The sequence below is a fragment of the Natronococcus sp. A-GB7 genome (assembly GCF_029688865.1).
Classification (GTDB): Archaea; Halobacteriota; Halobacteria; order Halobacteriales; family Natrialbaceae; genus Natronococcus.
In genome coordinates this window covers 121,116-132,612 of record NZ_JARUKV010000002.1, presented here as the reverse complement: position 1 = coordinate 132,612, position 11,497 = coordinate 121,116, and the positions used below count along the sequence as shown (strand labels likewise).

Below are 11,497 nucleotides of genomic sequence, written 5' to 3'. Positions count from 1 at the left end.
CCGGCCGGAGTTGCCGATCAGCGCCGTCTCGAGTCGTCGATTCCCTCGCAGTTTGCTCCGATTCGACGACGGCCGATCGGTTCGAGTTTCGCTCGCGTTACGACCGTTCGACCAGTACTGATTTGAACTGACGGCCGCTACGGACACCCATGTTCGAGGCACTCTTTCCCGAGGTCGCTACCGCCGTGCTCTTTCTCATCGGGATCGTCTGTATGATTATTCTGCTGTACATCTCGACCCAGTGGTGAGACGCGGTGCGCGTCACCGTTCGCGGTCGCAGTCGACGAACTCGAGCCCGGTAAGTTCGAACCTCGCCCCGCCGTCGGCGCCGTCGGTTACGGCTACGTCCCAGCCGTGTGCGTCGCAGATCCGTTCGACGATTCCGAGTCCGAACCCCGTTCCGCCCCGACGCTCCGAGTAGCCCGTCTCGAAGACAGTCTCACGTTTCTCCGCCGGGATCCCGGGCCCGTCGTCCTCGACGTAGATCCCGTCCGCCAGATCCCCGACCGTAACGGCCACGTCGGGCCCGGCGTGTTCGACCGCGTTGCGAACGAGGTTCTCGAGGAGCCGCTGGAACCGACTCGGGTCCGCCTCGATCGACCGCTCCGTTTCGACCTCGAGGGACGCCTCGGCGGTCTCGACGTGACGCCAGCAGTCGGCGACGGTCGCCGCGACGTCGACGGGTTCGGACTCGAGTACGGACCGTCCCTCCCGGGCCAGCGCCAGGAGGTCGTCGATCAGCGCCTCCATCCGAGCGTGGGCTCGCGCGACGTCCTCGAGGTTGTCGTCGTCGCACGCCTCGCGAGCGAGTTCGAGCCGGCCCGCGGCCACGTTCAGCGGGTTCCGCAGGTCGTGTGAGACGATGCTGGCGAACTCCTCGAGGCGATCGTTCTGCTGTTTTAGTGCCCGTTCGCGTTCGAGCCGCTCGATCGCGTTCGCGGTGTGGCTGACGAGCAGTTCCGCGAACTCGACGTCCTGGGCGTCGAACGCCGCCGTATCGGTGCTCGCCGCCTGGAACACGCCGGAGTCGCCGACCGGGACGCTGAAGCCCGATCGGTAGTAGTCCTTCGCGGGGTCGGCGTCACCGTCGGGGGTGACTTCGTCGACGATGGAGGAGTCGCCGGACTGGAACGTCTTGCCGGCGAGCCCCTGATCGAGGCGCATCGGTCGGCTCCCGCCCATCGGGGCGTCGGCCGAAGTCGCCCGCGGAACGAGCCACTCGCCCTCGCACAGCAGCAGCGAACAGAGGTCGAACTCGAGGACGTCGGCCGCCGCGTCGACGGTTCGTTCGCAGACGGCGTCGACCGACTCCGCGGTCTGGATCGTCGTCGCGATCTCGTGAAGCGACTCGAGGACGGTCCGGTGACGCGTCCGCTCGGAGACCTCCCGTCCGACGCCGACGAGGCCGACCAGTTCCCCGTCGGTATCGGTCAGTTGGGAGCCGGTAAACTCGTGGGGGATTCGTTCGCCGTCGGCCGTGAGCAGCTCCGACTCAGCGGTTTCGGTCTCACCGTCCAGAACGTTCTCGATCGAGCGCGTTATCGCCTTCCGCTCGTCGGCCGGAACGAACTCGAGGACGTCCATCTCCGCGATCTCGTCGTCGGTGTAGCCGGTCACCTCCGGAAGGCGCTCGTTCCAGCGACGGAGCCGCCGGTCGGTTCCGATCACGTAGAAGACGTCGTCGAGCACGTCGAGCCCCTGCTCGACGAACTCGCGTTCGCGCTCGAGTTCGCGCTCCCGTCGTCTGCGGTCCGTGACGTCCTGTTGGATCCCGACGAAGTTCGTCACCGTCTCGCCGTCGAACAGCGGCGCGATCGTCACGCGGTTCCAGAACGGATCGCCGTCGCTCCGGTAGTTCAGCAGTTCGACGGTGACCGATTCGCCCGCGTCGATCGCCGCTCGCATTCGCTCGACCGGTTCCGGATCGGTTCGTTCCCCCTGGAGGAACCGACAGTTCCGGCCGAGGACGTCCTCCCTGGAGTAGCCGGTGAGTCGAACGAACCCCTCGTTTGCGTACGTGATCGGGTTGGCCGCCCGGTCGGGATCTGTGACAACGATCCCCACTGGCGCCTCGTCCATCGCCTGCTCGCGCAGCGACAGCGCCTCGCGAACCGCCTCGTTGGATCCGCCGGCGATCCCCCTCTCTGCCTTCTCCGCAGTCATTAGCTGGTGTATCCTTTCACGTCAGCCACGAATAGTGTTATCGCTCGGATTCGGGTCGGCCACCAGTCGAAGTTATCGGTAATTCCCTAAAGCTATCGAAATCGTGCGCGCACACAGTTCACCCTCCGACCGATCGTGGGCGAGACGATCACGAGAGCAGCGAATCGAGGGATTCCGCGACGGCGTCGGCTGCGGTCTCGACGTCCGGGAGCCGAACGTACTCGCGTTCGGCGTGGGCGACGGGACCGTCGTCGTCGGCCAGCGCGCCCGGTCCGAAGACGACGGTCGGCGCGTCGGCCGCGAAGAACGCGGCCTCGGTCGCCGCGCCGAACGGACGGACCTCGCCTCCGCTCGCGGCCTCGAGCGCGCCCACCAGCGGCTCCTCCTCGTCGGTGACGAACGGGTCCGGAAACGGCGTGTCGGGCCGGATCAGCTCGACCGACACCGAGAGGGCGTCGGGGACACGCGCCTCGAGGGACGCCTGCAGGTCCTCGCGGAACGTCTCGCTCGTCTCGGGCGGGACGTTCCGGCGATCGAACGTCAGCCGACAGCTACCGGGAACGCGGTTCGGCGCCTCGCCCCCCGAGAGCGCTGAGGGCGTCAGCTTCGGTTCCCCGAGCACCGGGTCCGAATCCGGACCCGCCTCCTCGTCGTAGCTCCGCAGGGCTTCGAGGACGTCGGCGAGTCCGAACACCGGATTCGCCGCTGCCGGAACGCTCGCCGCGTGGCCGGCTTCTCCCTCGAGGGTGATCGTCCCCTCACACTGACCGCGGGCGGCGACACAGACGTCGAGTTCGGTCGGCTCGCCGACGATATACCCGTCGGCCGACAGCGTCTCCCCGAGGTGTTCGGCGCCGGTCATCAGCGTCTCCTCGTCGGGCGTCAGGGCGAGCGTGATCCGTCCCGTAGCCGGTTCGGCCCGGAGAAAGGCCGCGAGCAGAGCGGCGAGAGGCCCCTTCGCGTCGCAGGCCCCTCGACCGCGTACCGTGTCGCCGTCCCGGTCGTAGGGGACGTGGGGCGCGACGGTGTCGAAGTGGGTGTTCAGAACGATGTGGGGGCCGTCGTCGCTTCCGCGACTCGCCAGCACGTTCCCGCGGGCGTCGACCTCGGGCTCGTGGCCGGCCTCGCGCAGCGTCTCGAGCAGCAGTTCGCGCATCGCCGAGACGTCCTCGTGGGAGGGGGTCCGGACGGCCTCGGCGTGGAAGGTGGTGATATCGAAACTCATGGGTATCCGCCGTCGTCGGGCGACGGCGCGTCGATACCGTCAGTTTCCGGCGACGAGTCATAAGCCCCCGCTTTCGTCCGCTCCAGCGGGGTTCGCATCCGGCACCCTCCGCTCGAGAGGGCTCGCTATGCGGACGTCGAGGCGTCCGCATCGAGCTTTCGGCCTCCGTAGAGACAGGCCGCCGCCAGTACGGCGACGAGCGCGCCGGCGACGACGTTGCTCCAGAACAGGATCCCTGTCTCGATGCCGAAGACGAACGGCGCCGCGACGGTCCACGCTCCCGCGACGAGAACGATCAGCGGGGCGACCGGTCCGGGGAGCCGACCGCCCGACGGACGCGCCGCGGTGTAGGCGGCGAACGCGGCCGCGACGGCGCCGACGAGGACGTTGTTCGTGACGATCCAGCCGAAGCCCGTCACGAACACGCCCGACCAGAAGATCCAGGTGCCGAGCACCGCCGCCAGCCCGGCGAGGCGCGGAACGGGCGGCAGTCGCGTCGTTCGTGTCGACTGTCGTTCGCTCACAGTACTCATACGATAGTCGACGGGCTCGAGCAGTCTAAAACCACCACACACCCGTCGTACAGGCCTGAAAGTTCGGTTCCGGTGGGGGTTGGAGTCGAGCTACTGCTCGACCCGCGTCACGTCCTCGAGCGTCTCGCGGCGCCGGACGACGCGGGCGTCGCCGCCCTCGAGAGCGACTTCGGCGGGGCGGGGCTGGGAGTGGAACTGGCTGGCGAGTTCGTAGCCGTACGAGCCCGCGTTGCCGATCGCGAGGATGTCCTCGCGTTCGGGCCGGGCGACCGGGCGGTCGTGGGCGAAGACGTCCGCGCTGGTACAGACCGGGCCCCCGACCGTGACCGGGTGAGGATCGCGGTCGGGCGCGCTGACGTTGTACATCGGATGGTAGGAGCCGAACATCGCGGGCCGAATGAGCGTCGCCAGGCTGGCGTCGATCCCGACGACCGTCGAATCGGGGGCCTCCTTGATCGTGTTCACCTCGCTGAGAATCAGTCCCGCGTCGGCGACGACGTAGCGCCCGGGCTCGAGTTTCAGCGTCGCCTCCAGTTCGCCCACGGCGTCGCGGACCATGTTCGAGGTCTTCTCGAGGTCCAGAGGCTCCTCGTCCTCGCGGTAGGGAACGCCGTAACCGCCGCCGACGTCGACGAACTCGAGATCCGAATCGCCGACCCGGCGCGCCATCTCGCCGACCCGTTCGATGGCTTCGCAGTGCTCCTCGAGCCCCTCGGTCAGGACGCCGCTGCCGGCGTGGGCGTGGAGCCCGACCAGTTCGAACTCCTCGCGGACGCGGTCGGCGACCTCCGGGACCTGCTCGTAGGGAATCCCGAACTTCGCGTCGGCGCCCGTGGCGACCTTCTCGTGGTGGCCCGTCCCAATCCCGGGGTTGATCCGAATGGCGACCCGGCCGTCGTAGCCGCGTTCGGCCAGCCGGTCGAGGGTGTCCGTCGCGCCGATGGTGATCGTCAGCCCTGGCGCCTCCTCGGCTAGATCGGTAGCGTAGTCCAGATCGTGATCCGGCGGGTTGACGGCGGTGTACTGGAGGGTGTTCGGGTCCGCCCCGGCGTCGATCGATCGCTGGAGTTCGCCCCAGGCCGCACACTCGATGTCGGCGCCGGCCTCGAGGACCGCCTCGAGCACCGCCTTCCCGGTGTGAGCCTTCGCGGCGTACATGACCTCGGCGTCGGGAAACGCTGCGGCGAAGCGGCTGTAGTTCTCCTTGACGCGGTCGAGATCCATCACGTACAGCGGCGTCTCGTACTCGTCGGCGAGGGCCTCGAGTCGCTCGTGGTCCCAGTCGGCGAGCCGGCGCACGGCCGGCGAGTCGGCGAGGTCGGTCATCGTTCGTCTCGAGTGACCGCGACGAAACAAGGGTTTGGGTTTGCCGTCCTCGGCTCGTCGGTCGGAAGATCGGGCTCCGGTGCTCGAGAGCGCTAGCGACCCACCGCTACGTATAGGCGACGACGTATCATGCCGGGCCATCCACTCGATCTGCGGTGACGCGCGCTGTCGGCCGGTCGATAAGCGAGGGAGCAACGCGACCGAGTGAACCGGGTGGGGAGGGCGTGGCAATTCCCCGTGTTCGTGCGAGCAGGACCTGCTCCCGTGAGGACTACCGCGAGAGCTCCTGCCCGCTCGAGGACTGCGACTCGCTGTTCGCTCGTCGCCGCCCAGCGCGCGCCACCGCACCAGTCGACCGGTCTTCGGATACCTACTCCGGAAACAGCTCCTCGGTCCGCTCGACAGCGTCGATCCGCTCGAGTTCGTCGGACTCGAGTTCGAGCTCCAGCGCCTCGAGGTTCGCCTCGAGATGCTCGCGGCTGCTGGCTTTCGGGATCGGAACGACGCCGTCCTTCGCGGCCAGCCACGCGAGACAGACCGCCTCGGGGGTGGTCTCGTGTCGTTCAGCGATCGCGACGACCGCGTCGATCTCGCCCGCGCGGCCGTTCGCCAGCGGCGAGTACGCGACCAGCGGGTAGCCGTTTTCGCGAGCGTGTGCGAGCAGGTCCTCAGGCTGGAACAGCGGGTGGTACTCGACCTGGTGGGCCGCGATCGGGGCCTCGAGGACGTCGGCGGCGGTCTCGAGCTCGGCGACCGAGAAGTTGCTCAGGCCGACGCCGCCGATCGTTCCTTCGTCGTACAGTTCGTCGAACGCCGGCAGCGTCCGTTCGGGCTCGTAGGCCTCGATCGGACGGTGGACGTACAGCAGGTCGACGCCCTCGAGGCCGAGTCGCTCGAGACTCTCCTCGGTGGTCCGGTGGACGTCGTCGGGCGCGAGGCTGTCGGCCCACACCTTCGTCGCGACGACCACGTCCTCGCGGGGGACCGAACTCCGGGCCAGCCCCTCGCCGACGACGGTCTCGTTCCCGTAGATCTGGGCCGTATCGAGGTGTCCGTAGCCACACTCGAGGGCCGTCGCGATCGTGTCGGGATCCTCGATCCCCATCGTGCCGAGTCCGATCGGTGGTAGCTGCATAGGAAGGAGTTCTCGAGTCGACCGGAAGAGTCCTCGTATCGGGATGCGTTTCTCGACCGTTCGGTCGAACGCCGTTCTCCCGCCCGCTTCGTTTGCGCCGCTCGGTATCACTCGGCTACGTCCGAGACCGAAGAGCGACTCGTCTCCTTCGGACAGAGATCGTATCTCGCATATATATTCGATTAGCAGTATACTAGAAGTACAGAGTAGATCTGACGAAGCCCAGAGGAAGCGCTCGAAACGGAATTTGTGAACGTTTTCTCCGAAAAGTCTGGATTGGATCTCTCAAAGGGAGTTATACGGGATCGAGGCGTGATTCGAGCCACGTTCGAACTCTCCCGATCACCGCCGTTCGGATCTCTCGCTACTCGAGCGGGAATCGTCGATATGGCGGCTCATATTCGGTTTCAGGGTATTTCACTGTGCTCGAGAGAGCGTCGTGGTGTCTATTGGCCCGCCCCGATATCATACATATGATGATCGATACGACTCAGAAAAGGTAATTTTTCCGATACTACTCGGCATACCGGGAGCGGCCGATCTGTGAGGGTCGATGAGACTCGAACGAAAGTCGCCGCGGCGTCACCGATCGCCGCTGGAACGGCGTTTCCCCGAGAGACGAGTGGTAGTCGATCGACCGGTAGCGTGAACGGAGCGGTCAGTGTTATCGATTGAGGGTGTGGATCGCTTGTCCCTTCGCGTTTGCGGCAGCTTCCCGAACCGTCTCCGAGAGCGTCGGATGAGCGTGGATCGCTTCGACGATGTCGTCCAGAGAGAGTTCGGCCTCGCGAGCGAGACCCAGTTCAGCAACGAGCTCCGAGGCCTCGGGTGCAACGACCTGCGCTCCCAGAACGGTGCCGGATTCTGTAGCGACGATCCTGACGAAACCGCTGGTCTCGTCCATCGTGAGCGCACGACCGCTTCCGCGGAGATGCGTTTCGCCGACGATCGGATCGAAGCCCGCCTCCGTGGCTTCGCTCTCGGACATCCCGACCGTGGCGATTTCGGGATCGGTGAATACGACGGCGGGTACGGCCCGTGGATCGATCGTCGTCGACCCGCCTGCGATGTACTCTGCAGCGGCTTCGCCCTCGTACATCCCCTTGTGTGCGAGCATCGGCTCGCCGGCGACGTCACCGACGGCGAAGATGTGCTCTCGGTCAGTTCGACCGTACTCGTCGGTCGGAACGAACCCGTCTTCGTCGGTCTCGATACCGGCAGCCTCCAGCGAAACGGTTCCCGTAACCGGTTCGCGGCCGACCGCGACGAGGGCTTTCTCCGCGGCGAACTCCGAGACCGATCCGTCCTCGGACGTAGTCGTGACGAGAATTCCATCGTCGGTACGCTCCCAGTCGTTCGCGGCCTTTCCGAAGTGGAAGTCGATCCCCAGCTCCGCCGCTCGTCGTTTGACCACGCGAGTGACGTCGGCGTCGAATCCGGGCAGTGCCTCGTCGAGCATTTCCACGACGGTGACGTCCGTTCCCGCCTTGGCGAACACCGTCGCCAGCTCCATGCCGATGTAGCCGGCACCGACGACGACCAGCCGTTCCGGTATCGATTCCAGTGCCAGCGCACCTCGAGAGGAAAGGATTTGCTCTCCGTCGAACTCGAAGCCGGGGAGTTCGACAGATCGGCTCCCCGTCGCAACGATAGCGTGTTCGAACTCGAGCGCGTCCGCGCCGTCCTCTTCACCGTTGCTGATACGAACCGTATTCTCACCGGTGAACTCGGCCGTTCCTTCGACGAGGGTAACTCCGTTCCCCTTACAGAGCTTCTCTACGCCGGAGGTGAGCTGCTCGACGACCTGATCCTTCCAGTCCACCAACTCCGACATCTCGATGGAGAGCTCCGCGTGGATCCCCATGTTCTCTGCCTCATCGGCACGGTGGGCGAGGTCCGTCGCCGAAATAAGTGCCTTCGATGGGATGCAGCCGTGGTTGAGGCAGGTACCGCCGTAGGCGTCCTTCTCGACGAGCGTGACGTCGAGATCGAGTTGTGCGGCGCGAATAGCGGCGGTGTAGCCGCCCGGACCGGCACCGATGACGACGACGTCTGTACTGGTGGGTGTATCGCGGACACTCATATCGTGGTAACTGCCCTCGAGGGAGTTGACGATTACGATCGAGGAGAATTTGCCCCTCGAGCGGCCGTGCGTTCGGCACCCGGTCCGGAGGAACGACTGAAGCGATTTGCACATCGATCGTACGGCTATCGAAATCAGGCGCGTGCTGAAGATCAGTTGCTACCGTGGTTCGTCTGGACCCCCTCGAGAAGTCAGGTGTGGCACGGCCGAGAAAGACGGAGTTGCACCTACGCGTCGTCGGACAGCGCGTGCCAGGAGAGGTGTGGATTTCGGGCGGCGCTCGTCTGATCGATGTAGCGAGCGCTGGTCTTTTCGGGTGCAGCCGCGACGGTCTCTTCGTCTTCGCTGGCGACGGCGTTGAACGCGCCGGCTAACTGGTCAAGCGTCGTTTTGCTCTCCGCTTCGGTCGGCTCCGTCATCAGCGCCTCGGAGACGATCTCGGGCCACTTCGTGGTCGGCGGATGGACGCCGTAGTCGAGCATCCGCTTTGCGAAGTCCGCCGCGTCTCGCTCTCCCGCACTCGCGACGAACTCGTGATGGAACGGACCGAACGGGATCTCGAGGTCGATCTGCGAAGCGAGATAGTTCGCGTTGAGGACCGCTTTGGCGCTGGTGTCCCTCAACCCCGAATCGCCCAACCGGCGGATGTACGCGTGGGTCTTGATCAGCACCAGCCAGTTCCCCATCGCACCGTGGACCTTCCCGATCGAGTGTTCCGGTTCGACCAGTTCGTACCTCCCGTCTCTGGCTTCGACCTGCGGACTGGGGAGGAACGGTCTCAGTTCCTCCGTGACGCCGATCGGACCGGCCCCCGGACCGCCGCCGCCGTGTGGCGTCGCGAAGGTCTTGTGAACGTTGTAGTGCATGATGTCGAAGCCCATGTCGCCGGGTCGGGCACGACCGAGGAGCGCGTTGAGGTTCGCTCCGTCGTAGTACAACAGTCCACCTGCATCGTGAACGACGGTCGCGATTTCTTCGATGTCACGTTCGAAGAGGCCGAGCGTGTTCGGATTCGTCAACATCAGCGCCGCAGTCTCCTCGCCGACGGCGGATCGTAGCGCCTCCAGGTCGATGCGGCCGTCGTCGTCACCCGGGAGCTCGACGACGTCGTACCCGGCCATCGCGGCGCTGGCGAAGTTCGTCCCGTGGGCGCTCGAGGGGACGATCACCTCCGACCGTCGTTCCCCTTCGCCGTTCCGCTCGTGATACGCTTTGGCCACCAGAATTCCCGTAAACTCACCCGCAGCACCGGCCGGTGGCTGCAGCGTCACCGCATCCATTCCGCCGATACGTCCGAGGGACTCCTGTAGCTCGTGATAGAGCTGTAGTGTCCCCTGAACCGACTCCTCGGGCCGATCGGGGTGTACCGCGGCCTCGGTGCGAGCGGCGACGTCCTCGGTGAACTTGGGGTTGTACTTCATCGTACACGACCCCAGCGGATAGGGACCGCTGTCGATCCCGTAGTTCATCTGCGAGAGTCGCGTGTAGTGGCGGGCGATCTCGGGCTCCGAGAGCGCCGGCAACTCCAGCGTCTCCCTGGTGAGGTCGTCGGGCAACTCCTCGTAGTCTACGTCGACCGTCGTCCGATCCTTTTCTGAGAGGAGCGGTTCGTACCCTTCCGAACCGGTCTCGTCCCAGACCGCTTGCTCGTGTCGTTGCATTACGCTACCACCTCCTCGATCGCTGCAACGAGCTCCTCGGCTTGATTCTCGTTCGCGTCGGTCACGCAGATCTGGATCGTATCGGCGTCAGTAGCGTGGACGGCGAATCCCTCCGCGTACAGCTCCGAAACGAGATCCGCCACGTCGGGTTCGACGGATGCCCTGAACTCGCGGAAGTGGTATCCGTCCCGAACGGGCGCAGCGATTCCCTCGATCTCGTCTAGCTCTCTCGCCAGAGCTTCCGGCAGCCGGTGGCAGTTCTTCGCGAGATCGACGAGTCCGTCCGGCCCGAGAACGGCTGCGTGAATCGCCGTTCGGAGCGCAACCCACGCCTGATTCGTACAGATGTTCGAGGTGGCTCGCTCGCGGCGAATGTGTTGCTCTCGCGTCTGGAGCGTCAGCGTGTATGCCCGGTGACCGCTCTCGTCCTGGCTAGCACCGACGAGCCGACCGGGGACCTGCCGGAGGTACTCCTCCTTGCACGCGAACAGCCCCAGGCTCGTTCCGTACGCCGTGCCCAGCCCGAGGACGCTCGCGTCGCCGATCACTGCGTCGGCGCCGATGGATGCGGGCGTCCGAAGCAAGGAGAGGGCAACCGGGTCCGAGCCGAGGCAAAACATCGCGTCGGCCTCAGCCAGATGCTCTCCGATCTCCTCGAGGTGTTCCTGTATGAGCCCCGTCGTCGTCGGATTCTCCACGTAGACCAGCGCGACGTCGCCGTCGAGGACGTCCTCGAGCGCGTCGGGTTCGACGACACCGTCGGTGGTCGGATACTCCTCGACGGCGAGGGAGGCGCCACTGACGTAGTTCTCGAGGACGGCTCGTCGTTCGTCGCGAAGCACGTCGGGAACGAGTACACGGTCGCCGGTGACGCTTCGGACACGCTGAGAGAGCGTCGCCACCTCCCCGAGTGCGGTTGCAGCGTCGTACATCGAGCAGTTCGCGACCTCCAGACCGGTCAGCTCTACGAGCAGCGACTGGTACTCGAACAGCGCCTGCAGAAAGCCCTGGGTAATCTCGGGCTGGTACTGCGTGTAGGACGTAAGAAACTCCGATCGGTCGGCCAGGTGGTCGACTAACGACGGGACGTAGTGATCGTAACGTCCTCGTCCGAGAAACTCGGTGGCCGAGTCGTTCCGACCGAGCACCTCCGCTACCTGCCGTACGACTTCTTGCTCCGATGCGGCGTCGATACCGAACTCGCCATCGAACCGAACCGAACTCGGTATATCGAAGAGCTCCTCTACGGACTCCGCATCGATCGCCTGTAGCATCGTCTCGACGTCGGCTTCGGAGTGTGGTGCGAACGGGCTGCCGGTCGACTCCCCGGTAGTCCGGGTCGCCCGCGACAGTTGGGTGTGATGACTCATC

The 11,497-nt window shown here is 65.6% G+C and carries 8 protein-coding genes; all 8 read right to left on the bottom strand.

Features of this window, described 5'->3' with window-relative positions:
• Positions 1 to 261 precede the first annotated feature (261 nt).
• Positions 262 to 2,163: a PAS domain S-box protein gene (locus QA609_RS02610; protein WP_278301026.1), complete on the bottom strand. Its 1,902-nt coding sequence runs from the start codon at positions 2,161 to 2,163 to the stop codon at positions 262 to 264.
• Positions 2,164 to 2,311: 148 nt separating this feature from the next.
• The gene (locus QA609_RS02605) at positions 2,312 to 3,388 is read right to left on the bottom strand and encodes a M20/M25/M40 family metallo-hydrolase (RefSeq protein WP_278301025.1); all 1,077 of its coding nucleotides are present in this window, start codon (positions 3,386 to 3,388) and stop codon (positions 2,312 to 2,314) included.
• 125 nt (positions 3,389 to 3,513) lie between these two features.
• The gene (locus QA609_RS02600) at positions 3,514 to 3,921 is read right to left on the bottom strand and encodes an SPW repeat protein (RefSeq protein ID WP_278301024.1); all 408 of its coding nucleotides are present in this window, start codon (positions 3,919 to 3,921) and stop codon (positions 3,514 to 3,516) included.
• Between the two features lie 90 nt (positions 3,922 to 4,011).
• Complete coding sequence (lysA, locus tag QA609_RS02595) at positions 4,012 to 5,247, bottom strand: diaminopimelate decarboxylase (protein WP_278301023.1); 1,236 nt, start codon at positions 5,245 to 5,247, stop codon at positions 4,012 to 4,014.
• A 370-nt stretch (positions 5,248 to 5,617) separates the two neighbouring features.
• Positions 5,618 to 6,382, bottom strand: a complete 765-nt coding sequence (locus tag QA609_RS02590; protein WP_278301022.1) for an aldo/keto reductase — start codon at positions 6,380 to 6,382, stop codon at positions 5,618 to 5,620.
• A gap of 664 nt (positions 6,383 to 7,046) precedes the next feature.
• Positions 7,047 to 8,465, bottom strand: a complete 1,419-nt coding sequence (lpdA, locus tag QA609_RS02585; RefSeq protein WP_278301021.1) for a dihydrolipoyl dehydrogenase — start codon at positions 8,463 to 8,465, stop codon at positions 7,047 to 7,049.
• Positions 8,466 to 8,692: 227 nt separating this feature from the next.
• Complete coding sequence (gcvPB, locus tag QA609_RS02580) at positions 8,693 to 10,126, bottom strand: aminomethyl-transferring glycine dehydrogenase subunit GcvPB (RefSeq protein WP_278301020.1); 1,434 nt, start codon at positions 10,124 to 10,126, stop codon at positions 8,693 to 8,695.
• On the bottom strand, positions 10,126 to 11,496 hold the full coding sequence (gene gcvPA / locus QA609_RS02575; protein ID WP_278301019.1) for an aminomethyl-transferring glycine dehydrogenase subunit GcvPA: 1,371 nt from the start codon (positions 11,494 to 11,496) through the stop codon (positions 10,126 to 10,128). The genes gcvPB and gcvPA overlap by 1 nt, the downstream gene beginning before the upstream one ends.
• Between the last annotated feature and the right edge of the window lies 1 nt (position 11,497).

Coding starts and splice junctions, on each gene's coding strand:
- QA609_RS02610 (WP_278301026.1), bottom strand. CDS start 2,163: ATGACTGCGGAGAAGGCAGAGAGGGGGATCGCCGGCGGATCCAACGAG.
- QA609_RS02605 (WP_278301025.1), bottom strand. CDS start 3,388: ATGAGTTTCGATATCACCACCTTCCACGCCGAGGCCGTCCGGACCCCC.
- QA609_RS02600 (WP_278301024.1), bottom strand. CDS start 3,921: ATGAGTACTGTGAGCGAACGACAGTCGACACGAACGACGCGACTGCCG.
- lysA (WP_278301023.1), bottom strand. CDS start 5,247: ATGACCGACCTCGCCGACTCGCCGGCCGTGCGCCGGCTCGCCGACTGG.
- QA609_RS02590 (WP_278301022.1), bottom strand. CDS start 6,382: ATGCAGCTACCACCGATCGGACTCGGCACGATGGGGATCGAGGATCCC.
- lpdA (WP_278301021.1), bottom strand. CDS start 8,465: ATGAGTGTCCGCGATACACCCACCAGTACAGACGTCGTCGTCATCGGT.
- gcvPB (WP_278301020.1), bottom strand. CDS start 10,126: ATGCAACGACACGAGCAAGCGGTCTGGGACGAGACCGGTTCGGAAGGG.
- gcvPA (WP_278301019.1), bottom strand. CDS start 11,496: ATGAGTCATCACACCCAACTGTCGCGGGCGACCCGGACTACCGGGGAG.